We start from the raw sequence: 26,536 nt of genomic DNA on the forward strand, positions 1-26,536 counted from the left end.
TTTATCATATATTCGGATCTTTTTAATTTTAATTCAAGGAGTTTGCAATGAAGGTAACGGCTGTTTTACTGGCTGCAGGGAAAGGAAGAAGAATGGGTGAGAAAAAGCAGTTTATAAAACTGAAGGGAGAGCCTGTATTCCAGTATTCCCTTAATACTATAAATAAGGTTGATCTTATATCTGAGATAGTTCTTGTACTTCCTGAAGAGGATATAGATAGAGTAAAGATATTTTCGTTTAAAAATGTTATAAAGGTTCCCGGTGGTAGGGAAAGACAGGAATCTGTTTATAATGCGTTAAGATCAATAGAAGATGCAGATATTGTTGTTATTCATGATTCTGCAAGACCTTTTGCTACCGAAAGGATGTTTATAGATGGTATAAAAAATGTTAAATCTGGATGGGACGGCAGTATTACAGCTTTAAAAGCGAGGGATACTGTAAAAAGGGTCAGGGATAAAAAGGTGGTTCAGACATTAAACAGGGAAGAGCTATATATAGTTCAGACACCACAGACGTTTGATTATAAAAAAGTTCTTGATGCCCATGAAAAAGCTGTTAGAGATAAGATTTTTGGGACGGATGATGCTTTTCTTATGGAAAAGTACGGTTACAGTGTAACTGTAAATGAAGGATCTGTTCTTAACTTTAAGATAACAACAAAGGAAGATATGATACTTGCAAACTGTCTTGCAAAAGAGAAGACACCTTTTTAGAGTATAACCGTTTCTGTTCTCTTTTCTGTCTCAAGATGTTTTGAGTAGTTGAGAAGTTTTATCTCTGTTTTTCTGCCGTCAGTTTCTAAAACCGAGATTCCGGTGTTTGTATGTTTTAAAGCCCAGAGATTTTCAAGCCCTAAACCTGTCATAATACAGATTATACCCTGGATAGATCCACCGTGGGCTACGATAAGTATGTTATCCTCTGGAAGTTTCAGTATGTCCTTTATAAATGATTCAAGTCTTGATCTGAAATTCTCAATATCTTCCTGGTATGGAAGGGGGCACGCTACAGGATTTTTAAGCCAGTTCTGGAAAGTCTGGTAATCCGTCTCAAATATATGATCGTATGTTCTTCCTTCCCATTCACCAAAGCTCATCTCCCTTATTCTTTTATCCTTTGTGATATCCATATCCAGAACATCAGCTATTATCTGTGCAGTTCTGAATGCTCTCTTTAGATCTGAGCTGAAAACTCTCTGGATATTAAATTTTTTAAGCTCTTCCCCTGCGAGTCTTGCCTGGACAACACCTGCAGGTGTAAGATCTGTGTCTATATGGCCCTGAATTATTCTTTTTGCGTTGTACTCACTCTCTCCATGTCTGCAAAGTATAAGCCTTTTCATGACTGATCCTCTAAATTTAAGAGAACGGGAACTTCGCTGCACTCATTGAACTTCACACAGTGGATGCACTCTGTCCATACCTTCTGTGGAAACTCTGATTTTTCAACAGTTCTAAAGCCAAGTTTTTCAAAAAACTGTGGAACGTAGGTCAAAGCAAAAACCTTTTTTACACCAAGTGATCTTGCATCCTCTATACATCTTTCTACAAGTTTCTTACCTATACCCCTTCCCTGATATTCAGGGAGAACTGCAAGGGATTTTATCTCAGCAAGATCTTCCCAGAAGATATGAAGTGAGCAAACACCTGCTATCTTCCCATCTATCTCATAGACGAAAAAATCCCTTATATGCTCGTATATGCTGTTCAGACTTCTTGGAAGAAGGATGCCCTTTATGGCGTAACTCTGGAGTATTTTGAATATCTGGTGGGCATCCTTTACATTCGCCTTTCTTATACCTGTCAACTCTCTTTATTACCCTTTTTGTTTATCTTTTTCTCAAAATCCTTTATAGCTATCTTGAAAACCTGATCAATATGATCAACGAATATAAGGTTTATATTCTTTCTTGCAAATGGTGGCAGATCTTCCATAACCTCATCTTTATTGTCCTTTGGAAGGATCACATCCTTTATCTCAGCTCTCTTAGCAGCGAGTATCTTTTCTTTCAATCCACCAACAGGAAGTACTTTTCCCCTTAATGTTATCTCACCGGTCATTGCAACATCAGCCCTTACAGGAAGATTCATAAACAGTGAACATATAGCTGTTGCTATTGAAATACCTGCAGAAGGACCATCCTTTGGTATAGCTCCGGCAGGTACGTGTACATGTGTATCATACTTCTGGAAGTCTTCAGGGTCTATTCCATACTCCTCAGACTTTGATTTTACGTATGATAGTGCTGTCATCGCTGACTCTTTCATAACATCACCAAGTGATCCTGTCAGTATCAGCTGTCCCTTTCCAGGCATTCTTGTTGCTTCAATCTTCAGTATCTCACCTCCAACCTCTGTCCATGCAAGGCCAGTAACAACACCGATCTCATCTGATTTTTCCTTTTCTGGCATGTATAATGGAGCACCAAGGAATTTCTTAACAAGTGATTTTGTTATTCTGTACTTTTTCTTTTTACCTTTAAGGGCTATCTCCTTTGCTATCTTTCTCAATACAGCATTTATCTGTCTCTCAAGACTTCTAACACCGGCTTCCCTTGTGTAATGCCTTATTAAAAATCTCAGTCCTGAGTCTGTGAACTCAACATATTTTTGGCTCAGACCGTTCTCTTTAAGCTGTCTTGGGATAAGATAGTTCTTTGCTATATAAAGCTTTTCCTCTTCAGAGTAACCGGGTATTCTTATAACCTCCATTCTGTCAAGTAAAGGTCTTGGTATTGTGTCTATCCTGTTTGCTGTGCATATAAACATAACCTCAGATAGATCAAAAGGAACGCCAAGGTAATGATCCGTAAACTCTCTGTTCTGTTCAGGATCTAAAACCTCAAGTAACGCTGAGGCAGGATCCCCTCTAAAGTCTGATGCAAGTTTATCAACCTCATCAAGCATTATCACAGGATTCTTAGTACCTGCCTGTTTTATAGCCTGTATGATCCTTCCTGGTAAAGCACCAACATATGTTCTTCTGTGTCCCCTTATCTCAGCCTCATCTCTAACGCCACCAAGGGACTGTCTTACAAACTTTCTCCCAAGAGATCTTGCTATGGATTTCCCGAGAGAGGTTTTACCAACTCCAGGTGGTCCAACAAAGCATAGTATAGGACCTTTCATAGATTTTTCTTTTTTAAGTTTCTGGACGGCAAGATACTCAAGTATTCTCTCTTTTACCTTCTCAAGATCGTAATGATCCTCGTCCAGTATTCTTTTTGCCCTCTTGAGATCAAGTTTATCCTTTGTTCTCTTACTCCAGGGAAGTTCAACAAGCCAGTCAAGGTATGTTCTTATTACACCTGCCTCTGCAGAGTCAGGGTGCATCTTCTCAAGTCTTTTAAGCTGTTTCTCAGCCTCCTCTCTCACATCCTCAGGCATGCCTGCTTCTTCAATCTTTTTCCTGTACTGTTCTACCTCTTCCTGTCTCTCATCTTTCTCTCCAAGCTCTTCCTGGATAGCCTTTATCTGCTGTCTCAGGAAGTACTCCCTCTGATCTTTCTCCATAGATTCTCTTGCTGCTGTTCTTATCTTGTGCTGTATCTCAAGGAGCCCAACCTCTTTTATAAATAGGTCATGAACGTATCTTAATCTCTCAACAGGATCAACGATCTCAAGTATCTTCTGGGCATCAGGTGATTTTAGATCAAGTATTGATGCCACAAGATCAGAAAGCTTTCCTGGCTCTTCAAGAGTTCTTATTATCTCAACAAGATCTGGAAGTACCTGTTTACCAAGGGCTATAGATTTATCTAAAAGATCCTTGATTGAGTGTATGAGAGCTTCAACCTCAATATTCTCTTCAGGCGGTTTAGGTTCTTCTAAAACCTCAAGCTTTACCTTATACAGGTTGTCTTCTTTTATGAACTCTTTTATTTTCCCCCTTGCTACACCCTGAACGAGTATTTTTATCCTGTCATCCTCCAGTTTCATCATACGGAGGATTGTTGCAACGGTTCCTATCTCATAAAGATCATCCTTTGTAGGCTCTTCTATATCTTTGTCTTTTTGTAGAGCCAGAAATATATATCTGTCGTGACTTTCTATGGCTTCTTCAATAGCTTTTATTGAAAAAGGTCTTCCAACAAAGATAGGGAAAACCATGTAAGGGAATATAACAAGGTCTCTTATAGGAAGAAGTGGAAGTTCTTCAGGTATAGGAGCTTCCATGTTTGTTTCTTCATCAAATAGGGACAGAGCCATTCTTACCTCCTGATCAGTATCTTGATTTTGGTATTAATGATTAGTTTGTCCATAGCTTTTGGAACCTTTATAAATAAAATACCATTTTCCATTTTTGCGTAAGCATTTTCAATATTTATATGATCCTTAAATACAACCTTTCTTTTAAATCTTCCTGTTGATCTCTCCATAATCACATACTTACCTGCGATCAGAGGTCTTTTTATTCCCTGAATAGTTATACTGTTCTCATCACCTTTTATCTCAATATCCTCAGGTAAAACACCTGGAAGATCCATAATTATGATGAAACTGTCATTCTCCTCAACAATATCTACAGGTGGTTTTTCTTTAGAAACCATCTGAACTACCTCATCAGTTTGTAAATGAATTATACCTTATATTTCTTTAAAAAATCTTCAAAGGATAAACCTTTTTTTATAGCATCAATGATCTTTTTGTCACTGTCTGAAAGATCTGCTTTTTTCAGAAGCTCTGGTTTTCTGACAGCTGTTTTTTCAATCTGCTTCCATCTTCTCCATAACTTGATCAGTTTATGGTTCCCTGATCTCAGAACTTCAGGAACTTTCATTCCTCTGTACTCTGCAGGTCTTGTGTAGTTAGGATATCCAAGTAAACCGTCATTACTGAACGAGTCAGCATTTAAGCTCTCACTGTCACCTACAACACCGGGAATAAGCCTTATAACAGCATCCATTATAACAAGGGCTGCTGGTTCTCCACCTGAGAGTATAAAATCTCCTATAGATACCTCCTCATCAACAATGCTTTTTACTCTCTCATCAACACCTTCATATCTTCCACAGATTATCATTATCTCTTCTTTCTTTGATAACTCCTCAGCAAATTTCTGGTCAAACTTTCTACCCCAAGGTTCTGTGATAAGGACGTAAGGTTTATGACCTTTTTCAGTTATGCTGTCGTATGCTTTAAAAATAGGTTCAGGTTTTAAAAGCATACCTGGACCGCCGCCGTAGACTACATCATCAACAGTTCTGTGCTTATCCTCAGTAAAATCTCTCAGATCTACGCTTTTTATATCAACGATACCTTTTTTTACAGCCCTTGATACAATACCCGTATTTATAAAGCCTTCAAAGAACTGGGGAAATATTGTTAAGACAAAGAACTTCATTTTCATCACACATCTATTTATTTTTACCGGTGGCCTCCAGTAAGCCGGATTCTGTTGACGCAGCCATTTATCTCAGCTCCCTACCCGGGAACGTAGCCTTTTCAGGCATTCGGGCGGGCCACCCTCAAACGTTCCCCTATTTGGGATTGCTCCGGAAGGGGGTTGCCGAGCCTGTCAGCTCACGCTGACAGCTGGTGGGCTCTTACCCCACCGTTTCACCCTTACCTGTCCGGATAAACCTTTCGGTGCTAACACCTACTTTAAGTTTATCGGGACAGGCGGTCTACTCTCTGTTGCCCTTTCCGCAGGGTTACCCCTGCCTGCCTTTCGGCAGCTTCCTGCCCTGTGGAGTCCGGACTTTCCTCCCCTGCGAAAGCAGGAGCGGCTGCACCGGAAACCACCGGCAGAGATATTATAATAACATTGTAAGATTTTTCAAGAAAACCTTATGCTGAAATGTAGTATAATTGAGAAAAATCTTAATGGAGGCATCATGTTTAGAAAAGTTCTATCGCTGGTAATATTTTTTGCGTTTTTTGGGGTTTCTCTGGCAGAAGATGGGATAGTTTATATTGATATCCAGAAGGTAGTCTCACAATCAGCTGCAGGAAAGGAAGCACAGTCCGTTCTTGAGAGAGAAGCTCAGAAATTTCAGGAAGAGATACAGAAAAAACAGCAGGCAGGTGAAACACAGTCACAGCTTCAGGCTTATGCTGCAGAAAAACAGCAGGAGCTGATGAAAAAAAGGCAGGAGCTTGCTGAGAAGTTTATGAGATTACTCCAGGAGAATATCCAGAAGTTTTCAAAGGAGAAAGGTTACACACTTGTTGTTGATAAGCAGTCCCTTTTGTACGCAAACCCTAAATATGACAGAACAGACGAGTTTTTAAAGTATTTTGACAAAAACTATAAAAAGGGAAGTCTTAAAAATTAATGAGAGTTATAGCCCTTTTAACAGACTTCGGAACTGAGGACGGTTTCGTTGGTGCTGTTAAAGGGGTTATAAAGAGTATAAATCCTGCTGTAAGTATTGTTGATATTACACATGGTATAGAATCTTTTGATATCCTTGAGGGAGCTTTAATCCTTTCCTCTACTTACAGGTACTTTCCAGAAGGAACAGTTTTTGTCTCTGTTGTTGATCCAGGTGTTGGAACAGAAAGGAGACCGATTGTAGTAAAAACTGAGAAATACTTTTTTGTAGCTCCTGATAATGGTGTTGTATCACTTGCAGTTAAAGATCAAAAGATTGAGAAGATAATAGAGATAAAGAATGAAGATTTTATGCTGAAAAGGGATACTGAGACATTCCACGGAAGGGATATATTTGCTCCAGTGTCTGCCTATATATCAAGGGGTATTCCTTTAGATATGTTAGGAAAAGAGTTAAAAGATATTAAAAGAATAAACCTGCCTGAGCCAGAAATAAAAGATAATACTATGACAGGACAGATAATAAAGTTTGATAAGTTTGGTAACTGTATAACGAATATTAAAGAGCTTCCAGATTTTTACGAAATTGAGATTAATGGGATCACTATTAAAAAAGTTGTAAAGAGTTTCCTGGAAGGGGAAAGAGAAAGTTTAAATCTGATCAAAGGAAGTTTTGGTTTTTATGAGATTTTTGTCCCTGAAGGAAGCTGTAAGGATATTTTTAAACTAAAAAAAGGGGACAGGATATTAATAAAATTAAAAAGGTGAGAGGATGTTGATTATCAAATGCTCAAACTGTGGTTTTGAGATAACAGACTGGAAAAAAGCCCAGCTTTATGGCGGGACAGAAAAGGTTATGGCTATAATAGTCGGCTCAGGATCATCAATAGAGAAAAGAAGAAAGCTTGCGGCTCTTTTTAACCAGCAGGGAACAGCATGTCCTAAATGTAGAGAAACTGATATCTGGACATGGATCTAAATATTTTTTGATATCTCTGTGTAAGTCTCATTTACAATCTGATCTTCCGTTTTACCCTCCGGATACACAGGCTTTAAGAAAGTGATTGTAACCTTACCAGGTTTTGGAAATCTTGAGCCGATAGGGAAAACATTATAAGCACCTTTTATAGCAACAGGAACAACAGGTATGTTTAATTCTTTACTGAGGATCGCAAAACTCTTTTTGAAAGGCAGAAGTTTCCCATCCCTTGTTCTTGCCCCTTCAGGGAATATCACAACATTTTTCCCTTTCTTCAAAAGTGTTGCCGTTTTCTGGAGCGATAGCTTCAGATCTCTGTTTATGTTTACTGTGAGTATATGGAAGTATTTTGCCAGGAGTTTTCTTAAAGGAGATCTAAAGTATATCTCCTCAGCAAGGAAGTATGTATCTACAAGATTTTTATCTGGAAGTGAGGCTATAAGGAAAAAACCGTCAAGTAAAGACTGGTGATTTGGTGCAAGTATAAAGTTTTCTGAAGGTATATTTTCCAGTCCCTTCACCTCTAATGAGAAGTAGGCTTTAAATACAGGCTTTGTAACTTTTTTCAGAATTAATACAGGTAGTTCTGTCTCTTTTATATCAATCTTCACCTCTTTTTCAAATAACTTTTTCCAGTTTATTTCCTCAAACTCTATCTTCTTTTTCTTCTCCGATATGTATCTGGAAAGCTCTTCTACAGTCTGGAGATTTGATAACTGCTGATCCGTTATCTCAATACCAAATGTTTTCTCAATAAAGGCCTGAAGTTCAACCTTCTCAAGTGAATCAAGTCCAAGATCAAGCTCAATATGGCTGTCAGGATAGATATCCTTTTTACTGACCTTTTTCAGATATTCCTTTAAGATTCTGTACTCCTCAAGATCAGGCTCTTTTACCTCTCTTTTTATTACTTTTTCTTCTTCAAGAAATCTGTCTAAAAGGAATCTCCTTATCTTTCCAAGCCTTGTTTTTGGAAGTTCCCTCTTTACTATCTTGAATCTGTATATCCTTTTATAATCTGGGACTGTAAGATTGTATTTGTCTATAACATTCCATTTTATAGTTTCCTCTATATTCAGAACTCCTGACTGTGATATCTTCTGGAAGTCCGGATAAACGAGCGCAAAAAGCTGCCCATCCTTCATCATAACAGCAACTTCCTTTACAAGATCTGATACCTTTAAGATCTTTGATTCTATCTCCTCAGGATTTATATTTTTTCCTGTTGGAAGCACAATAATATCTTTCTTTCTTCCTGTAACATAAAGATATCCTTCATCGTCCAGATAACCTAAATCACCTGTGTAAAGCCATCCATCCTTTATAACCTCCGCTGTTTTTTCAGGTTTTTTGTAGTAACCTTTCATAACATTGTCGCCTTTTACAATTATCTCACCATCTTTTATCTTTACATGAACACCTTTTATAGGCTTTCCAACGGATCCAAGTTTTATCTTTTCTGGTGGGTTAAATGAAACGATAGGAGATGTTTCTGTAAGTCCGTAACCTTCAACGATCTTAAATCCAAGAGCCCAAAGATCCTTTGCTATATCCTCATCAAGCTTTGCTCCACCGCTTACAAAATATTTGATATTACCTCCAAATGTTTTATGAACTTTACTGAAAATAACTCTACTTAAACTCTGGTTGTTTATCGTTTTGGTTATATTAAAAAGTGTTCTGGTTATCAAGTTGCTGTTTATCTTCTCAAATATCTTTCTGTGAAAAAGTGTGTAAAGACGGGGAACACCTATAAGTATTGATACTTTATGTTTTTTCATAAGGTTGAGTATCTCTTCGGAGGATAGCTTCTCAAGAAATATTATCGTTGCACCAAGTGTTAATGGGACAAGCATTGATACCATTAAAGGGTAGGAATGATGAAAAGGAAGGATGGCTATCGTTTTGTCAGAGCTGTCAGCTATCTCCGTTTCATGGATACTTTTTATGTTTGAAAGTAGATTTTTATACGAGAGCATAACACCTTTTGGAGGACCTGTTGTCCCCGATGTGTACAGTATCACAGCTGTATCTTCTTCTGAGACGGTTATCTCTCTGATACTTTCCTTTATGCCTTCTGTTTTAAGATCTTCAAAGATGATAACCGGTATATCCTTTTTTAGAATATTCAGGGCCTTTTCAACGGTTGGATACCTCTCTTTTGAACAGAATATATAGGAAGGTTCGCTATCTCCCAATATGTACGAGACTTCTTCCTCAACGGACATAAAATCTATCGGGACAGGGATTCCCCCTTTTTTCCATATGCCGAAAAAGCTGTATATCCACTCAGGTCTGTTCTCTGAGAAAATACATACCCGATCGTCTTTTTTTATAACTAATTTTGATGAGAAAATATCTATGTTCTTTTCAATCTGAGGATGGTTGATAATCTTATTACCTGCTATAAGCTGTGAGTCCTTATGGATATATATCATAGATATGAATTTAATATATTGTGATCGTCTTGACAATTTTTATAATTTAAATTAAATTATTTAGTCCTTGTTGAATATGTTGAGCCGCTAGCTCAGTTGGTAGAGCACCGGTCTTTTAAACCGGTGGTCCTGGGTTCGACCCCCAGGCGGCTCACTTTTATGGTATAATCTTACGCTATGCCCCCGTCGTCTAGCCAGGCCTAGGACACCGGCCTTTCACGCCGGCGACACGGGTTCGAATCCCGTCGGGGGCATTTTTAATTTGTGGTCGGTTAGCTCAGATGGCTAGAGCGCCTGCCCGACACGCAGGAGGTCGGAGGTTCGAATCCTCCACCGACCATTCATCTTCCTCCCTTTTCTCAATCCTCCCGACAATCTACATTAGCCAAAATTAAAAAAGTGTTTAAATTAAATACTGTAAAAGAAAAAAAGGAGGGTTGAGATGAAAGTATTCATAAGAGAAAAAGATGGGAGGTACCAGCTTGTAAACCCATACACTCAGGAGGTTATCTCAGAGTTTTCAGATGTATCTGATGCTGTTAGAGAGGCACTTGACAACGATCTTCAGCTCCCATTAAGGGCTGTTGATGGTGAGTTTGTTATTGATAAGGAAGGAAATCCTGTTTATATAAATGAAAAGGGAATACTTGAGCTTGCAGATGGAACATTACTTGAGGAATGCAGAATCTGTCCGAAATGTGGATGGATAGCATACTGGGAAGAGGTTATGGATGAGGATAAAGAGCCAAGAGAATGTTATGTCTGCCCACACTGCGGTAATGTTTTTGGATGTACCCCTGAGCCTGAAGATATAGGTGAAGGAGATTAAAAGGGGGGCTCAAGCCCCTTTTTTATGCTGTAGATTTTTCTTTTTCTTTAGCTTCTACCTTTTCTTCTTTTGTAACTTCAGCTTCTATCTCTTTAGTAGGTATTACCTTCTCTTCTTTTTTTTCTGTTTCGCCACTTAATGAGTCTTTAAAACTTCTTATACCTTCACCTAAACCTTTACCTATTTCAGGCAGTTTTTTTGCCCCGAAAAGAAGGACAAGAATACCAAATATTATTAAAAGTTCCCAGATTCCAATACCACCAATCATAAAAATCCTCCTATATTCCGCGAAGTTTTTTAACAGTTTTAATTATATCATCAATGTTATCTTCAATGACTTTAGGTTCCCAGACCTGTACAATTCTTCCCTGTGGATCAAGTAGAAAAACAGTGCTGACGATCTTCTCCTTCTCTATACCATGTACATCAACCTTTTCATAAACACCATAACCTTTTATAGCTGTCATATCAGGATCACTTAACATAAGAAATTTTATATCATGATCATGTTTAAATCTTTTGTGTTCCTCAACAGGATCAGGATCAATAACAACTACTGTTACGCCAAGGTTCATAACCTTTTCAAGATTTTCTTTCAAAGGACATTCTGATCTGTCACATCTTCTTTTTTCTTCTGTCTGTGAAAAATATATAAGAACATGCCTGTTTTCACTTAAAAGATCTCTGAGGCATACCTCCTTACCTTCAGCTTCTATCAGACAAAACTCAGGAGCTATTTCCCCAACTTTTTTTCTTTTGTCTTTAGCCATTTTTACCCTCCATTTTTATTATTCTCTTTATATCCTCAATAAGCTCAGGCATATGTTTAAATCTATGATCTCCACCTGGAAAAAGCTTCACATAAAAATCTTTAAAATACTCAGCTGTTTTCCTGCTATCTAAAACCTCATCACCTTCGTCAAGATAAACATATATCCTATCTCTTATATTTTCCAGTTTTTCTAAAGGAACAAAAAATCTCTCCAGGGATCTAAAATGTTTCTCTGTAAACTCATACTCCTCATCTGTCTTGTAATTCTTGTGGTGTCCTATTTCTGATCTCAGTATGATATGTGCATCAACTGCCGGATTTATAAGAACGGATCTATTCCCATATTTATAGGAGAGGTATAGAGCATAAAATCCTCCCAGAGATGTTCCTACAAGTATTAAAGGCTCTTCTCTCAGATTTCTTACAAGATACTCAAGAAGTTCAACAGCCTTCTCAGGGTCATAGGGAAGGTTTATAGATATTACATTTTCACTGCCAAAGGCTTCTCTTAGATGATTTACTTTATCTCCATAACCGGCTGAGTTAAAGCCGTGAATATAAAGAAATTTCATATCAAACCCCTTGAAATTTAAAGTCACTATATTATATTAGTGAAATTGTAAAATTCAAACAATGATTGTTGACAATAGATAACTTTTGTGCTTAAATATTTAGCCTCGTGGGAATAGGTAAGCTGGCGTAGCTCAGTCGGCAGAGCAGGTGATTTGTAATCACCAGGCCGTGGGTTCGAGTCCCACCGCCAGCTCTTTAGAATAAGGAGGAGTCGCCTAGCCTGGCCAATGGCGGGAGACTGTAAATCTCCTGGCGAAAGCCTGCGCAGGTTCGAATCCTGCCTCCTCCACCATATGAATATGCGGGAGTAGCTCAGCTGGTAGAGCATCTGCCTTCCAAGCAGATGGTCGCGGGTTCGAGTCCCGTCTCCCGCTCCATTAACAAACTTATGGTTCTCCATTTATCATAAAAGTTAATCTTTACAAAAAATGTCTATCTCTGTTATAATATTTTTTTGCTTGAATAAAATAGCTGTATTATGCCCACGTAGCTCAGTCGGCAGAGCACACCCTTGGTAAGGGTGAGGTCGGCGGTTCAAGTCCGCTCGTGGGCTTAGGCAGGCAGACTAAAGATCACAGGAGGTAAAAAAGAGAATGGCAAGAGAGAAGTTTGAGAGGAAGAAAGAGCACGTAAACGTGGGGACGATAGGACACGTAGACCACGGAAAGACGACATTAACAGCTGCTATAACATACGTACTATCAAAGAAAGGGTTAGCGGAGTTCATAGGGTACGGAGAGATTGATAAGGCACCGGAAGAGAGAGACAGAGGAATTACGATCAACATCACACACGTAGAGTACGAGACAGAGAAGAGACACTACGCACACGTTGACTGTCCAGGTCACGCAGACTACATCAAGAACATGATAACAGGTGCTGCACAGATGGACGGAGCGATACTTGTGGTATCAGCAGCGGACGGACCAATGCCACAGACAAGGGAGCACGTGTTATTAGCAAGACAGGTTAACGTTCCATACATAGTAGTATTTTTAAACAAATGTGACATGGTAGATGACGAGGAGCTATTAGAGCTTGTAGAGCTAGAGGTAAGAGAGCTACTGAACAAGTACGAGTTTCCAGGTGATGATGTACCAGTGATCAGAGGTTCAGCGTTAGGGGCACTGAACGACGAAGAGAAATGGGTTAAATCAATAGAAGAGCTATTAGATGCTATGGACAACTACATACCGACACCAGAGAGAGCGACAGACAAACCATTCTTAATGGCGATAGAGGACGTATTTACGATATCAGGAAGGGGGACAGTTGTTACAGGAAGAGTAGAGAGAGGAACATTAAAAGTAGGAGATGAGGTAGAGATAGTAGGGTTATCAGACGAGATCAGGAAGACAGTAGTGACAGGTATAGAGATGTTCAGGAAGACACTTGACGAGGCAGTAGCAGGGGACAACGTAGGAGTGTTATTAAGAGGAATAGGAAAGGATGAGGTAGAGAGAGGGCAGGTATTAGCTGCACCGGGATCAATCACACCACACAAGAAGTTCAAAGCACAGGTATACATACTTTCAAAAGAGGAAGGAGGAAGACACACACCATTCTTCCTTGGATACAGACCACAGTTTTACATCAGGACAGCAGATATAACAGGTACGGTAGTAGAGTTACCGGAAGGGCAGGAGATGGTAATGCCAGGGGACAACGTAGAGTTAACAGTAGAGTTAATGGAGCCAGTAGCTATAGAGGAGCAGATGAGATTTGCCATCAGGGAAGGTGGTAGAACTGTTGGTGCTGGTGTTGTTACTCAAATAATTGAATAACAAAAATAGAGGAAAGTGTAATGCCTAGAGAGATAATAACTTTAGCTTGTACGGAATGTAAGAGAAAGAATTACACAACAACTAAAAATAAAAGAAAGCATACAGACAGACTTGAGCTCAGAAAGTATTGCAAGTTCTGTAGAAAACATACATTACATAGGGAGATAAAGTAGCTTTAGAAGGGGCAATAGCTCAATTTGGCAGAGCAGCGGACTCCAAATCCGCAGGTTGGGGGTTCGAGTCCTCCTTGCCCCGCTGTATCTATAAAATGGAGAGATATGTTGAGTATAGGTGAAGCGATAAAGTTTCTTAAAGAAGTTAGGGAAGAGCTTAAAAAGGTAACATGGCCTTCTAAACAGCTTGTAAGGACAGCAACTATAGCTGTGATCGTTTTTACACTGATCGTTTCTGTTTATTTATGGGGATTGGATATCCTCTTTGACAGGATATTTAACTTCCTTTACAAATAAAAGAGGTAAAAGCTGAATGTCTGAAGAGATGAAACAGAATGAAAATCTTGAAAATACGGAAGTAAATAAAGAAGAGAAAGATAAAAAGAAGAAATGGTATGCCCTGTACACACAATCAAACCTTGAGATAAGGGCTAAAGAGAACCTTATAAAGATGCTTGAGATGAACAATATGAAGCATCTTGTTGATGAGGTTCTCGTACCAGCTGAAGAAAAGGTTGTTATAAAAGCCCTCGGAAAAGAGAAATACAAGCTCTCCCTTAAAGGTGCAAACAGAGAGATAGATGTTATGGGAAAGAAGGGAATCACAAAATTCCTTATAGAGGATGGAAAGGTAAGGGTTTTAGAGAGCGTTGAAGGTGATGAACAGTGTGTTGCACACAGCCCTATATCCAAACCTGGACAGAAGATCCAGTGTAAGGAAAACAAAACCGAAGCCCGTATTGTTCTTGAAAACAAAGTATTCCCGGGATATCTCCTTATTAAAGCAGAGCTTAACGATGATCTTATAGATCTTATAAAGAAAACCCCATTTATAATCGGTTTTGTGAGTGCCGGCGGAATGCCTGTTCCACTGAAGGATGAAGATATAGAGAAAGTTCTGAGCCAGATCCAGAAAGGAGCTCCAAAAGTTAAAAAGCTTCTCTTCCAGAGAGGTGATCAGGTAAGAATTATTGAAGGTCCATTTATGAACTTTACAGGTGTTGTAGAGGAAGTTATACCTGAAAAAGAGAAATTGGTTGTTGCAATATCAATATTTGGAAGATCAACACCGGTTGAACTTGAGTTCTCCCAGGTGGAAAAGATCTAAAAGACTCAAGGAGGTGTATTTTTTATGGCTAAAAAGGTTGTAGGAACGATTGAGCTGATGATACCGGCTCAACAGGCTTCTCCATCTCCACCTGTTGGTCCTGCGTTAGGTCAGCATGGTGTGAATATAATGGAGTTTGTTAAAAGCTTTAATGCAGCTACAGCTGAGATGAAACCTGGAACAGTAGTTCCGGTTGTGATCACAGTTTATGCTGACAGATCATTTACTTTCATTCTCAAGACACCACCTGCTTCATACCTGCTTAAAGAGGCTGCAGGTATTAAAAAAGGTGCTTCAGATCCAAAAAGGGAAAAGGTTGGGAAGGTAACGAAGGAGCAGATAAGAGAGATAGCTGAGATCAAGATGAAGGATCTTAATACTGAGGATATTGAGGCTGCTATGAGAATTATAGCCGGAACAGCCCGTTCAATGGGTATTGAAGTAGAAGGATTGGAGGCGTAGCCATGGCAAAAAGAGGAAAGAAATACCTGAAAGCTCTTGAGCTTGTTGATAAAGATAAACTTTACTCTATTGAAGAGGCTGTTGAGACATTAAAGAAGATGGAAGAGGTTCTCCAGAGAAAGTTTGATGAGACGGTAGAGCTTATATTCAGACTTGGGGTAGATCCTAAGTATGCTGATCAGATGGTCAGAGGTTCTGTAGTTCTCCCACACGGATTAGGTAAAGAGCTTAAGGTTCTCGTCATAACTCAGGGTGAGAAAGTTAAGGAAGCTGAGGAGGCTGGTGCTGACTATGTTGGTGGCGAGGATATGATAAACAAAATACTGAATGAGAACTGGCTTGATTTTGATGTTGTTATAGCAACACCTGATATGATGCCTAAGGTTGCAAAGTTAGGTAGAGTTTTAGGTCCAAGAGGACTTATGCCTAACCCTAAAGTGGGAACTGTAACACAGGATGTTAAAAAGGCCGTTACAGAAGCTAAAAAAGGTAGAGTAGAGTTTAAGGTTGATAAAACTGGAAACCTTCATGTTCCTATAGGTAAGATATCATTCGATAATAACAAGCTCGTTGAAAACGCCCTTGAGGTTATAGAGACAGTTCAGAAGTTAAGACCTTCCGGTTTAAAAGGACAGTATATAAAGAATATGGTTATGAAAACAACGATGAGCCCATCTGTTAAACTTGATGTGCTTTCTATACTAAGAAGCTTAGAAGCTAAAGCAGCATAGTTTGGAGGAATAGAAAATGTCAGAAGCAGTTATGAGAAGATCGGTATTAAAGAAACAACAGCTTGTTGAGGAGATAAAGGAAAAAATAGATAAAGCAAAACTTATGGTCATATTTGATTTTACAGGTATTGATGCAAATGCGATGGCAGATTTCAGGAAAGAGATAAAGAAGAACAACGCAGAGATAAAGGTTATAAAGAACACAATCCTTTACAGGGCTTGCAACGGAACAGAGCTTTATGATAAAATTGATATTTTCAAAGGGCCATCTGCTGTTGTGTTTGCATACGAGGATGTTGTTGCAGCTGCAAAAGCCTTAAAAGAGTTTTTAAAGGAAAATGAGGCAGCTAAGGTTAAAGCAGGTCTTGTTGAGGGAAGCTTTGTTTCTGCTGAAGGAATTGATGCTCTTGCTTCGCTACCAAGCAGAGAGGAGCTTCTTGCACAGCTGTTCGCTACTATGATGGCACCTGTAACAAACTTTGTACGTGTGCTTAACGCTGTACCACAGAAAGCTGTTATGGTACTTAACGCAATTAAAGAAGAGAAAGAAAAACAGGGATAATCTAATAAACTGAAAAATTTTAAGGAGGTTTAAATACTATGGCAACAATCTCAAAGGAAGAGATCAAAGAAGCTATTAAAAACATGACTGTTTTAGAGCTTGCTGAGCTCGTTAAAGAATTAGAGGAAGAGTTTGGAGTTTCTGCTGCTGCTATGGTAGCTGCTGCTCCAGCTGCAGGTGGTGCTGCTGCAGGTGCTGCTGCAGAGGAAAAAACTGAGTTTGATGTTATCCTCCAGAGCCCAGGAGATAAAAAGATCAACGTTATCAAAGTTGTTAGAGAGATCACAGGTCTTGGGCTTAAAGAAGCTAAAGAACTCGTTGATTCTGCTCCAAAAGCTATCAAAGAAGGTGTATCTAAGGAAGAAGCTGAACAGTTCAAAGCTAAACTTGAAGAGGCAGGTGCTACTGTCGAAGTTAAGTAATTTGCTATTCTGGAAAAAGATACCGGCAATTTAGCTAAAGAAGGCAGACCTTTTATGGTATGGTCTGCCTTTATTCATTTTAATACAGTTTTAAAATAAACAATATCATAGAAGGTGGTGCAATATGAGAAATATCAAACATTTACCCTTCAATCCATTAAGAAAAAATCTCTCAAGAAGAAAAGAGGTAATATCTCCACCTGATCTTTTACACGTTCAGAAGAAATCTTTTGAGGATTTTGTACAGTTCAATAAAAACCCTTATAAGAGGGAGAATAAAGGCCTTGAAAACATATTCAGAACTTCCTTTCCTTTTGAAGATCCAAACGGACAGATAGAGATCAGGTATATTGCATACGAGATAGGAGACTGGGAGTGTGGTAAATGTAGAAAACCTCTTCCAGAGGATGTTGTAGGTGGGCCTGAGATACCGTGTCCTAACTGTGGTGGAGTTCTGATATACAAGGAGAAAAACAGTATAGAGGAATGTAAATACAAAGGGCTTACATACAGTGCACCCCTCAGAGTTCTTCTTGAGCTTATAGTTAACCATGTTGATCCTTCAACAGGCGAGATAACTCCAAAAACGATTAAAAGGCATAAGGTTTACTTTGGTGATATACCTTTACTTACAGATAAAGCTTATTTCATCATAAATGGTAGTGAAAGGGTTGTAGTATCACAGCTTATCAGATCTTCAGGAATATTCTTTGAGGCAAAAGAGGACAAAACTAAGGATATCCTTACAAGAATTATATACAAGGGAAGCATCATTCCTGAGAAAGGTTCAAGACTTGAGTTTGAACATGCCACAAATGTTGAGATATTCAATGCGAGAATAGACAGAAGAAAACTACTCGGAACAACTATCTTAAGGGCTTTCGGTCTTGATTCTGCTTATAAAATACTTAAAGCTTTCTACTCAGATGTTAAAAGGTATGTTAAAAAGGATAATGAGTATATTGATGAGAAAACAGGCGTTGTTTATAACATAGATGAGCTTGTTAAAGAGCTTGAGAATGATGAGATATTTATAACATACACAGTAGAAGAGCAGGATGAAAAGGGTAATGCTGTCACAATAAGACATGAAAAGGCTGTTGAGCCTCAGAACTTAGAAAAGTATCTTTTAGATGACAGGTTAACTATAGAGGAGATCGTTGCGATATCACCTCTTGTATTCAGAAAATCACCTTATGGAAATATCATAATTGAAACACTTAAGAAGGATGAGCCACAGATAAACGCTATGTTCACATTCCAGGACGCAGCAAGGGTTGATATTTACAGAAAGATGCGTCCAACAGACACAGCTGTTATGGATCCTAAAGCTTTCCTTAAGAGAGCGAATGAGCTTTTCAACAGCGTTTTCTACGATCACCAGAGATATGATCTGTCTAAGGTTGGTAGAGTTAAGATAAATGCCAAGGTTCATGATATTCCTAAAACTATAAAGCCCCTTGATCTTGACACACTTCTTGAGAAGTATCCACCTCTTGCACTTGGTGAGGATGTTGAGATTGAAGGTGAAACATTAAAAGCCGGAACAAAGATAGATCAGTCTGTTATAGAGAAACTTAAGACGTTAAAGTTTGAGGAGATAAAGGTAGAGCAGTACCTTGATGATGAGGCCAGATTTATCCTCCTCCCTGATGTTATAGCTATAGTCAAGTATCTACTTGAGATAAGACTTGGTAAGAAAGAGCTTGATGATATAGCACATCTTGGAAATAGAAGGGTAAGACCTGTAGGTGAGCTTCTTGAAAATCAGGCAAGACTCGGTCTTGTCAGAATGAACAAGGCTTTCAGAGACAGAGTTGCCACAGTTGATATAGAAGATCCAAACCTGAAAGCGGCTGATATTGTAAATCCAAGATATGTGACAGGATCTATACTTGAGTTCCTTAAAGGTGGACAGCTTTCACAGTTTATGGATCAGGCAAACCCACTTGCTGAACTCACACATAAAAGAAGACTCTCCGCACTTGGTCCAGGTGGTTTAACAAGGGATAGCGCAAAGTTTGAGATCAGGGACGTTCATCCAACACATTACGGAAGGGTCTGTCCAATTGAAACACCTGAAGGTCAGAATATCGGTCTTATATCATCTATGACTGTTTACTCAACAATAAATGAGTTTGGATTTCTTGTTTCTCCATACAGAAAGGTGAAAAATGGAAAAGTGACAAATGAGATAGAGTATCTGGCAGCTTATGATGAAGAGAAGTATGTTATAGCACAGGCTAACGCTCCTGTTGATGATGAAGGAAACTTCCTCGCAGAGAGGGTTCTTGCAAGGGCAAAAGGTGATATACGTCTTGTTGATCCTAAGGAAGTTGATTATATGGACGTATCACCGAAACAGGTTGTTTCTGTTTCAGCATCACTGATCCCATTCCTTGAGCATGACGATGCTAACAGGGCTTTGATGGGATCAAACATGCAGCGTCAGGCCGTTCCACTTCTAAAAACAGAGTATCCTCTTGTTGGAACGGGAATGGAAAAGATCGTTGCTAAAAACAGTGGTGCTGCTGTCGTTGCAAAGAGAGGTGGTGTTGTTGAGTCCGTTTCAGGAAACAGAATAGTGATAAAGGTTAACCCTGAAGAGATAAATCAGGATGATCCACTTGATATAGGTCTTGATGTTTACGAGCTTATGAAGTTTAAAGGCTCAAACCAGGCAACATGTATGAACCAGAGACCACTTGTAAGAAGGGGTGATAAGGTTGAGGCAGGTGCTATTATAGCTGATGGAACTTCAACATACAGAGGAGAGCTTGCACTCGGAAAGAACGTTCTTGTTGCGTTTATGCCATGGAGAGGATACAACTTTGAGGATGCTATCGTAATATCTGAGAGACTTGTTAAAGATGATGTTTTCACATCCATTCATATAGAAGAGTTTGAGTGTGAGGCAAGGGAGACAAAACTTGGGTCTGAAGAGATAACAAGAAATATAGTTGGTGTTTCTGAAAAAGCTCTTGCAAACCTTGATGAACATGGAATTGTAAGGGTTGGTGCTTACGTAAAACCTGGAGATATACTTGTTGGAAAGGTTACACCAAAAGGTGAGACACAGCCTACACCTGAAGAGAAGCTTCTCCTTGCAATATTCGGTGAGAAAGCTTCTGAGGTAAAAGACTCTTCTCTAAGGGTTCCAGCAGGTGTTGAGGGTATCGTTATAGATGTCCAGGTTTTCGCTAGAAAGAAAACAGGCAAAAAAGAGGACAGATACCTAAAACAGCTTGCAGAGGAAGAGATAAACAGACTTGAGAAGGAGCTTGAGGAGAAGAAAAGATTTATTCAGGCTAGAAGGGATGAGCTTGTAAAAGAGCTTATAATAGGTCAGAAGGTTCCAAGGGATATTAAGGTTGCAGGTAAGGTTGTTGTTAAGAAAGGTGAGGAGATAACAGAAAAAACTGTAGATGCTATACTCAGATTTATCGTTGTAAACCCATCAGGATTCCTTTCAGATAAAAAGGTTGCTGAGGACGTTGAGAAGATCGTATCAAAGGCAAAACTTCAGATAGAGCTCTGGGAGAATATCTACGAGAAGCAGAAGGCTGCTGTCCAGAAAGGATCAGACCTGAAACCTGGTGTAAACGAGCTTGTTAAGGTCTATATAGCGCAGAAGAGAAAGATACAGGTCGGTGATAAGATGGCCGGAAGACACGGAAACAAAGGTGTTATATCCGTTGTTCTTCCAGAGGAAGATATGCCGTTTATGGAAGATGGAACTCCTGTTGATATAGTACTCAACCCACTTGGTGTTCCATCACGTATGAACGTTGGTCAGATACTTGAAACACACCTTGGACTCGCTGCTAAAAAGTTAGGACAGAAGCTTTACGAGGAGCTGAAAAAGCTAAACTCTAAAGAAGCTTTAATAGACAAGATAATAGAGTACTACGAGATAGCGAATGATACAGCTGGTGAGCTTGCACAGAAATACAGAGAGGAAGATATAAGGGAACTTAGAAGGTATCTTGAATCCCTTGATGATGAAACATTGAAGGCTATCATTAAGGATCTCGGTGAGATAGGTATCCCTGTTAGAACACCTGTTTTCGAGGGAGCTACAGAGGAAGATATAAAAACAATGCTCAGGAAAGCAGGCTTCAAAGAGACAGGTAAGATGAAGCTTATAGATGGTAGAACAGGTGAACCTTTTGATCTTGAGGTTACAGCCGGTTATATGTACATGCTCAAGCTTATTCATATGGTTGATGACAAGATACACGCAAGATCAACAGGACCTTACTCACTTATCACACAGCAGCCACTTGGTGGTAGAGCCCAGTTTGGTGGACAGAGATTCGGAGAGATGGAAGTCTGGGCACTTGAGGCTCACGGTGCGGCATACACACTACAGGAGATGCTCACAGTTAAGTCTGATGATATAGAAGGTAGAAAGAGGGTTTATGAGTCTATAGTAAAAGGTAGATATTACTACGATATAGGTGTTCCAGAATCATTTAAGGTTCTCGTTAGGGAGCTAAAAGCTCTTGCACTTGATGTCCAGTGTAATATGGAAGGTGGCGAAAAACAGGCCTGTGATCAGGTTGATATCGTTTCTAAAAGCAAGAAGAAAGAGCTTTAACTGAGGGAGAGCTATCTCCCTTTTAAACTTTTTTAAGGAGGTTTACAACCTTGATAGAAGAAAACAAAGCAAAAGGCTTGATGCCATTTGAAAGTATAAGACTTACTCTCGCCTCTCCAGAAAGGATAAGAGAGTGGTCTCATGGAGAGGTTAAAAAACCTGAAACATTAAACTACAGAACATTAAAGCCTGAAAAAGATGGTCTTTTCTGTGCAAAGATATTCGGTCCTGTTAAAGATTATGAATGTCTCTGTGGAAAGTACAAGAAGAAGAAATACGAAGGAACTATATGTGATAGATGTGGTGTTGAGGTAACAAGATCGGATGTTAGAAGGGAGAGGTTTGGGCATATTGAGCTTGCATCCCCGGTTGCTCATATCTGGTATCTTAAATCAACACCTTCAAAGATAGGAAATCTGCTTGGACTTACATCAAGGGATATAGAGAGGGTTATATACTTTGAGTCTTACCTTATTGTTGAGCATCCTGATGAGGAGGAAGAGGAAGCATTTGAGAATGATCCAAACACAATCCCCCTCATGGACGGAGCTTTAACAAAGTACGTAAAACTTTTTGTTAAATCTGAAGAGGAGTTCAGAGAGGCTTACGAGTATGAGCACTCAGAGAAGTATGAGTACGGAATGGGTGCTGAGAAGGTAAAGGATATCCTCTCAAGACTTGATCTTGAGGCTTATGCCCACAAGCTCAGAAAGGAGATGAAATCCTATGCCGTAGGTTATGATGAGCTTGGGCCTGAGTTTAAAAATACACAGGAAAGACTGTATAAAAAGGTTATCTCCGAGATAGCAAGAAGACTTGCCGAGGTAGGTTTCAGATTTGGTGAGGTTGTTCCTACAGATAAAGAGATAGATGCTATATTCACAAAAGAGTATTTTGTTGTTATAGATCCTAAAGATACTGAACTTCTGAAGGGACAGTTAATACACAGAGAAGAGGTTGAAAGACTCAGAGAGGAGCTTGGTGAGGAGGCTTTTGAGGTTGACAGCGGTCCAGGTGCTTTAGAGAAACTTTACAGAGATTACAGGGATAAAAATCCTGACATACCTGTTTTTGATATTATAAAGGAAAGTGTAAGACAGACAATACTTAAAGAAGTTGCTGAACAGAAACTTAAAAAGCTTGTAAGAAGGCTCAGACTTATAGAAGGGTTTATAAAGTCAGGAAACAGACCTGAATGGATGATACTTGATGTTATACCTGTAATTCCACCTGATCTAAGACCTTTAATACCTCTTGATGGTGGAAGGTTCGCAACATCCGACCTTAACGATCTTTACAGAAGAGTTATAAACAGAAATAACAGGCTTAAAAGACTTATAGAACTTGATGCACCAGAGATCATTATCAGAAACGAAAAGAGAATGCTCCAGGAAGCTGTTGATACCCTTATTGATAACGGAAGAAGGGGAAGAATAGTAACACAGAACAACAGACCTTTAAAATCACTTTCAGACTCTTTAAGAGGAAAACAGGGAAGATTCAGACAGAACCTTCTCGGAAAAAGGGTTGATTACTCAGGACGTTCAGTTATCGTTGTTGGTCCAGATCTACAGATGCATGAGTGTGGTCTTCCAAAGATAATGGCTTTAGAGCTTTTCAAACCTTTCATATACAGAAGACTTGAGGAGAAAGGTTACGCAACATCTATAAAGAATGCCAAGAAAATGGTTGAAGAAAAGGCTCCAGAGGTATGGGAGTGTCTTGAAGAGGTTGTTAAGCAGCATCCGGTTCTTCTTAACAGAGCACCGACACTTCACAGAATGTCAGTTCAGGCGTTTGAGCCAAAACTTGTTGAAGGAAAAGCTATAAAACTCCATCCACTTGTCTGTCCTCCATTTAATGCAGACTTTGATGGAGACCAGATGGCTGTTCACGTTCCACTTTCTGTGGAAGCACAGATAGAGTCTTACATACTCATGCTTTCAACACAGAACATTCTCTCTCCAGCTCACGGAAAACCTATAACAATGCCTTCTCAGGATATTATCCTCGGTGCTCACTATATGACACAGGCAATTGAAGGTGCTAAGGGAGAAGGAAAGTACTTTGCAGATGAGGATGAGGCAATACTTGCATATGAGCTTGGGAAGGTAGATCTTCTTGCTAAGATAAAGGTTAAGAAGGATGGAAAGGTTGTAGAAACAACAGTTGGAAGACTTATATTCAACAAAGTATTCCCTGAAGGTTACAGATTTATAAATGAGACTGTTGATAAGAAAAAGATCTCAAAGATAATCTCAGAGATATACGATCAGTTTGGAAATGAGATAGCCGTTGACACTCTTGATAGGCTGAAAGCACTCGGTTTTGAGTATGCTGCAAGAGCTGGAATATCAATAGCTATAGATGATCTTGTTGTTCCGTCTAAGAAATGGGAGATAGTGAGAAAGGCTGAAAAAGAAGCAGAAAGGGTATGGCAGCAGTATGTTGATGGAATCATCACAAAAGGGGAGAGACATAACAAGGTTATTGATATATGGTCACAGACAACAAATGAAGTTACTAAGATGATGTTTGATGAGATAGAGAACTCAAAAAGAGTAGAGAATGGTAAGGAGTACCCCGGAACATTCAATCCTATATATATGATGGCACTATCAGGTGCGAGAGGTAACAGGGATCAGATAAGACAGCTTGCAGGTATGCGTGGTCTTATGGCAAAACACTCAGGTGAGTTTATTGAGACACCTATCAGATCAAACTTCAGAGAAGGTCTGACTGTAGTTGAGTACTTTATTTCAACTTACGGTGCAAGAAAAGGTCTTGCAGATACAGCTCTAAAAACAGCTGTTGCCGGATACCTTACAAGAAGACTTGTTGATGTTGCCCAGGATGTTGTTATAACGAATGAGGACTGTGGAACACTTAACGGTCTTGTTGTTTCTGCTGTTATAGAAGGTGGTGAGATAGTAGTTCCTCTTAAAGAAAGAATACTTGGAAGATACGCAGCTGAGGATATTTACGATCCATACACAGAGGAGCTTATAGTCTCAGCAGGTGAGGAGATAGACGAGGAGAAGGCACAGGAGATAGAGAATGCAGGTATTGAGGAGGTCAAGATAAGATCAGTTCTCACATGTGAACAGAAGAGAGGAGTATGTGCTAAATGTTACGGAAGGGATCTTTCACAGAAAAAGCTTGTTGATATAGGTGAGGCTGTTGGTATTATAGCTGCCCAGTCTATCGGTGAGCCTGGAACTCAGCTTACAATGAGAACATTCCATATAGGTGGTGCAGCAACTGCTAAAGCTGTTCAGACAAAACATGAAGCATCTGTTGAAGGAAAGGTTAAGTTACTTAATGTGAAAACCGTTACAGACAAAGAAGGTAAGGTTCTCGTTATTAACAGGGATGGAGCTATAAAGATAGTTGATGAGGAAGGAAAGATAAAAGAGAGATTCCCTGTTCCTTACGGTGGTGTTCTCAAAGTTAAGGATGGACAGGATGTTAAGCCTGGAGATACACTTGTTGAGTGGGATCCTTTCTCAATTCCTATAATTGCAGAAAAATCAGGAACTCTTGAGCTAAGAGATATCATACTTGATGTTACATTAAGGGAAGAAAGGGACAATATCACAGGAAAAACAATTATGGATATCAGCTTTATGAGACCTAAGGATGCTGTACTGCACACACCAAGGATGATAATTAAGGGAGATGACGGTAAGGAGTACGCTTACGACCTGCCTGTAAACACTATACTTATGCTCTCAAGGGATCAGCTTGAGACAAAATGGGATAAATGTCCTGCATGTTCAGAAGCTGAAAAAGCAGATGTTTACCACAACTACCTTGAGGTGAAAGCAGGATTCAAGGTGAATGAAGGTGATATTATAGCCAAGATACCTAAGGAGACAGCTAAGGTTAGGGATATTGTTGGTGGTCTTCCAAGGGTTGAGGAGCTTCTTGAGGCAAGAGAACCTAAGAACAGAGCTATTGTTTCTGAGATAGATGGCATCGTTAGAATATACGAGGATGCTGACGATATTATCGTTTACAACCCTATAACAGGACAGTCTGAAACTTACGATGTTCCTAAGGATGCCCTTGTTATAGTTAAGAACGGTCAGCATGTTCAGGAAGGACAGCATCTAACTGATGATGGATCTGTAAAGGCTGAGTTTGAAGGAATTGTAAGACTGAAATCAAAAGGTGTTAAGGTTATCGTGTTCAACAAAGAGACAGGTCTCCAGAGGGAGTACTCAATAGCAAAAGGTAAGTTCATAATCGTTAAGGATGGAGAGACTGTTAAGGCCGGTGATCCTCTTACAGACGGAACACCTAACCCTCACGACATACTGAAGATCATGGGACCTGAGGAGCTTGCTAAATTCCTTGTTAAAGAAGTCCAGATGGTTTACAGACTCCAGGGTGTTGATATTAACGACAAACATTTTGAGGTGATAATAAGACAGATACTGAGAAAGGTTAAGATAGTAGATCCGGGAGACAGCAGATTCCTGTTAAATGAGATCGTTGACAGAATAGATCTTGAGGAAGAGATACAGAGAATAGCTGAGGAAGGTGGAAAACCACCTAAGGCCGAACCTGTTTTAGTTGGTATAACAAAGGCTTCTCTATCAACAAGAAGCTGGATCTCTGCAGCCTCATTCCAGGAAACAACAAGGGTTCTTGCTGATGCTGCCGTTGAAGGAAAAGAGGATAAGCTTGAAGGGCTGAAAGAGAACGTTATTATTGGAAATATCGTTCCAGCAGGTACAGGTATAAAACAGTATGCTGAGGTTGAGGCTATACTTCCAAGGGAAGAGATAGAAAGGTTATCAGAATGATCTAAAGGGGCTT

24 protein-coding genes, 8 tRNA genes and 1 other RNA gene are annotated in these 26,536 nt (G+C 39.4%); 23 read left to right on the top strand and 10 right to left on the bottom strand.

The features are described 5' to 3' along the window. The first annotated feature begins 47 nt into the window (after positions 1–47). The gene (gene ispD / locus PERMA_RS05750) at positions 48–716 is read left to right on the top strand and encodes a 2-C-methyl-D-erythritol 4-phosphate cytidylyltransferase (protein ID WP_012676251.1); all 669 of its coding nucleotides are present in this window, start codon (positions 48–50) and stop codon (positions 714–716) included. On the opposite strand, the gene PERMA_RS05755 is transcribed toward ispD, so the two are convergent. The 6 genes from PERMA_RS05755 to rnpB all read right to left on the bottom strand — a co-directional run bounded on the left by PERMA_RS05755 (position 713) and on the right by rnpB (position 5,748). After that, positions 713–1,345 (bottom strand): histidine phosphatase family protein, encoded by a 633-nt coding sequence (locus PERMA_RS05755; protein ID WP_012675420.1) that lies wholly within the window; start codon positions 1,343–1,345, stop codon positions 713–715. The genes ispD and PERMA_RS05755 overlap by 4 nt on opposite strands. Then, positions 1,342–1,809 carry an N-acetyltransferase gene (locus PERMA_RS05760; RefSeq protein WP_012675637.1) on the bottom strand — a complete coding sequence of 156 codons (468 nt, stop codon included), beginning with the start codon at positions 1,807–1,809 and terminating at the stop codon, positions 1,342–1,344. Before PERMA_RS05760 ends, PERMA_RS05755 begins: the two co-directional genes overlap by 4 nt. Next, complete coding sequence (gene lon, locus PERMA_RS05765) at positions 1,806–4,211, bottom strand: endopeptidase La (protein WP_012676472.1); 2,406 nt, start codon at positions 4,209–4,211, stop codon at positions 1,806–1,808. Before lon ends, PERMA_RS05760 begins: the two co-directional genes overlap by 4 nt. 2 nt (positions 4,212–4,213) lie before the next feature. Next, a complete protein-coding gene (locus tag PERMA_RS05770; protein WP_012675858.1) occupies positions 4,214–4,552 on the bottom strand; it encodes an Hsp20/alpha crystallin family protein in 339 nt (112 codons plus the stop codon). A 29-nt stretch (positions 4,553–4,581) separates the two neighbouring features. Then, entirely contained in the window at positions 4,582–5,346 is a 765-nt protein-coding gene (gene trmD / locus PERMA_RS05775) for a tRNA (guanosine(37)-N1)-methyltransferase TrmD (RefSeq protein WP_015898843.1), read from the bottom strand. Between the two features lie 24 nt (positions 5,347–5,370). Continuing rightward, an RNA gene (gene rnpB, locus PERMA_RS10615) (RNase P RNA component class A) lies at positions 5,371–5,748 on the bottom strand. A 91-nt stretch (positions 5,749–5,839) separates the two neighbouring features. On the opposite strand from rnpB, the gene PERMA_RS05780 reads away from it, so the two are divergent. Genes PERMA_RS05780 through PERMA_RS05790 form a run of 3 tightly spaced genes read left to right on the top strand, consistent with a single transcriptional unit; the run spans position 5,840 to position 7,258 of the window. Further along, positions 5,840–6,280 (top strand): OmpH/Skp family outer membrane protein, encoded by a 441-nt coding sequence (locus PERMA_RS05780; protein ID WP_012676281.1) that lies wholly within the window; start codon positions 5,840–5,842, stop codon positions 6,278–6,280. Next, positions 6,280–7,047: an SAM hydrolase/SAM-dependent halogenase family protein gene (locus tag PERMA_RS05785; RefSeq protein ID WP_015899040.1), complete on the top strand. Its 768-nt coding sequence runs from the start codon at positions 6,280–6,282 to the stop codon at positions 7,045–7,047. Before PERMA_RS05780 ends, PERMA_RS05785 begins: the two co-directional genes overlap by 1 nt. Positions 7,048–7,051: 4 nt before the next feature. Beyond that, the gene (locus PERMA_RS05790) at positions 7,052–7,258 is read left to right on the top strand and encodes a hypothetical protein (protein WP_012676015.1); all 207 of its coding nucleotides are present in this window, start codon (positions 7,052–7,054) and stop codon (positions 7,256–7,258) included. Here PERMA_RS05790 and PERMA_RS05795 read toward each other — a convergent pair. Then, the gene (locus PERMA_RS05795) at positions 7,255–9,696 is read right to left on the bottom strand and encodes an AMP-binding protein (protein WP_015899037.1); all 2,442 of its coding nucleotides are present in this window, start codon (positions 9,694–9,696) and stop codon (positions 7,255–7,257) included. The two genes, PERMA_RS05790 and PERMA_RS05795, sit on opposite strands and share 4 nt — an antisense overlap. An 81-nt stretch (positions 9,697–9,777) precedes the next feature. Between PERMA_RS05795 and PERMA_RS05800 the strand changes: the two genes are divergently transcribed. The 4 genes from PERMA_RS05800 (at position 9,778) to PERMA_RS05815 (ending at position 10,525) form a co-directional block, all read left to right on the top strand. After that, positions 9,778–9,850 (top strand) — tRNA-Lys (locus tag PERMA_RS05800). 25 nt (positions 9,851–9,875) lie between these two features. After that, positions 9,876–9,950, top strand: a tRNA-Glu gene (locus PERMA_RS05805). Between the two features lie 12 nt (positions 9,951–9,962). After that, positions 9,963–10,036 (top strand) — tRNA-Val (locus tag PERMA_RS05810). A gap of 102 nt (positions 10,037–10,138) precedes the next feature. Beyond that, entirely contained in the window at positions 10,139–10,525 is a 387-nt protein-coding gene (locus tag PERMA_RS05815) for a hypothetical protein (protein WP_015899001.1), read from the top strand. Positions 10,526–10,547: 22 nt separating this feature from the next. Here the strand turns inward: PERMA_RS05815 and PERMA_RS05820 are convergent, their stop codons facing one another. Genes PERMA_RS05820 through PERMA_RS05830 form a run of 3 tightly spaced genes read right to left on the bottom strand, consistent with a single transcriptional unit; the run spans position 10,548 to position 11,869 of the window. Next, on the bottom strand, positions 10,548–10,793 hold the full coding sequence (locus PERMA_RS05820; protein WP_012675977.1) for a Sec-independent protein translocase subunit TatA/TatB: 246 nt from the start codon (positions 10,791–10,793) through the stop codon (positions 10,548–10,550). Between the two features lie 10 nt (positions 10,794–10,803). Beyond that, positions 10,804–11,295: a peroxiredoxin family protein gene (locus PERMA_RS05825; RefSeq protein ID WP_012675430.1), complete on the bottom strand. Its 492-nt coding sequence runs from the start codon at positions 11,293–11,295 to the stop codon at positions 10,804–10,806. Further along, positions 11,288–11,869: a YqiA/YcfP family alpha/beta fold hydrolase gene (locus tag PERMA_RS05830; RefSeq protein WP_012676241.1), complete on the bottom strand. Its 582-nt coding sequence runs from the start codon at positions 11,867–11,869 to the stop codon at positions 11,288–11,290. The genes PERMA_RS05825 and PERMA_RS05830 overlap by 8 nt, the downstream gene beginning before the upstream one ends. Before the next feature lie 121 nt (positions 11,870–11,990). Here PERMA_RS05830 and PERMA_RS05835 point away from each other — a divergent pair. The 15 genes from PERMA_RS05835 to rpoC all read left to right on the top strand — a co-directional run bounded on the left by PERMA_RS05835 (position 11,991) and on the right by rpoC (position 26,523). Beyond that, positions 11,991–12,063: transfer RNA gene (locus PERMA_RS05835), tRNA-Thr, on the top strand. A gap of 11 nt (positions 12,064–12,074) precedes the next feature. Beyond that, positions 12,075–12,162 (top strand) — tRNA-Tyr (locus PERMA_RS05840). A gap of 9 nt (positions 12,163–12,171) precedes the next feature. Further along, a tRNA-Gly gene (locus PERMA_RS05845) sits at positions 12,172–12,247 on the top strand. 103 nt (positions 12,248–12,350) lie between these two features. Further along, positions 12,351–12,423, top strand: a tRNA-Thr gene (locus tag PERMA_RS05850). Between the two features lie 40 nt (positions 12,424–12,463). Further along, positions 12,464–13,654 (top strand): elongation factor Tu, encoded by a 1,191-nt coding sequence (gene tuf, locus PERMA_RS05855; protein WP_012675691.1) that lies wholly within the window; start codon positions 12,464–12,466, stop codon positions 13,652–13,654. Between the two features lie 20 nt (positions 13,655–13,674). Beyond that, a complete protein-coding gene (gene rpmG, locus PERMA_RS05860) occupies positions 13,675–13,827 on the top strand; it encodes a 50S ribosomal protein L33 (protein ID WP_012676766.1) in 153 nt (50 codons plus the stop codon). A gap of 8 nt (positions 13,828–13,835) precedes the next feature. After that, a tRNA-Trp gene (locus PERMA_RS05865) sits at positions 13,836–13,909 on the top strand. Positions 13,910–13,935: 26 nt separating this feature from the next. Further along, entirely contained in the window at positions 13,936–14,124 is a 189-nt protein-coding gene (secE, locus tag PERMA_RS05870; protein WP_012675921.1) for a preprotein translocase subunit SecE, read from the top strand. A 16-nt stretch (positions 14,125–14,140) separates the two neighbouring features. Beyond that, positions 14,141–14,935 (top strand): transcription termination/antitermination protein NusG, encoded by a 795-nt coding sequence (nusG, locus tag PERMA_RS05875; RefSeq protein WP_015898867.1) that lies wholly within the window; start codon positions 14,141–14,143, stop codon positions 14,933–14,935. A gap of 24 nt (positions 14,936–14,959) precedes the next feature. Beyond that, positions 14,960–15,397, top strand: a complete 438-nt coding sequence (rplK, locus tag PERMA_RS05880; RefSeq protein ID WP_012676465.1) for a 50S ribosomal protein L11 — start codon at positions 14,960–14,962, stop codon at positions 15,395–15,397. A 2-nt stretch (positions 15,398–15,399) separates the two neighbouring features. Next, positions 15,400–16,128 carry a 50S ribosomal protein L1 gene (gene rplA / locus PERMA_RS05885; protein ID WP_012675317.1) on the top strand — a complete coding sequence of 243 codons (729 nt, stop codon included), beginning with the start codon at positions 15,400–15,402 and terminating at the stop codon, positions 16,126–16,128. 16 nt (positions 16,129–16,144) lie between these two features. Beyond that, positions 16,145–16,690, top strand: a complete 546-nt coding sequence (gene rplJ, locus PERMA_RS05890; protein WP_012675829.1) for a 50S ribosomal protein L10 — start codon at positions 16,145–16,147, stop codon at positions 16,688–16,690. A 38-nt stretch (positions 16,691–16,728) separates the two neighbouring features. After that, positions 16,729–17,112: a 50S ribosomal protein L7/L12 gene (rplL, locus tag PERMA_RS05895; RefSeq protein ID WP_012676785.1), complete on the top strand. Its 384-nt coding sequence runs from the start codon at positions 16,729–16,731 to the stop codon at positions 17,110–17,112. Between the two features lie 124 nt (positions 17,113–17,236). After that, positions 17,237–21,712, top strand: coding sequence for a DNA-directed RNA polymerase subunit beta (gene rpoB / locus PERMA_RS05900; protein ID WP_012676100.1), 4,476 nt, complete (start codon positions 17,237–17,239; stop codon positions 21,710–21,712). A gap of 80 nt (positions 21,713–21,792) precedes the next feature. After that, positions 21,793–26,523, top strand: coding sequence for a DNA-directed RNA polymerase subunit beta' (rpoC, locus tag PERMA_RS05905; protein ID WP_041531084.1), 4,731 nt, complete (start codon positions 21,793–21,795; stop codon positions 26,521–26,523). Positions 26,524–26,536 lie beyond the last annotated feature (13 nt).

Source organism: Persephonella marina EX-H1 (assembly GCF_000021565.1).
Classification (GTDB): Bacteria; Aquificota; Aquificia; order Aquificales; family Hydrogenothermaceae; genus Persephonella; species Persephonella marina.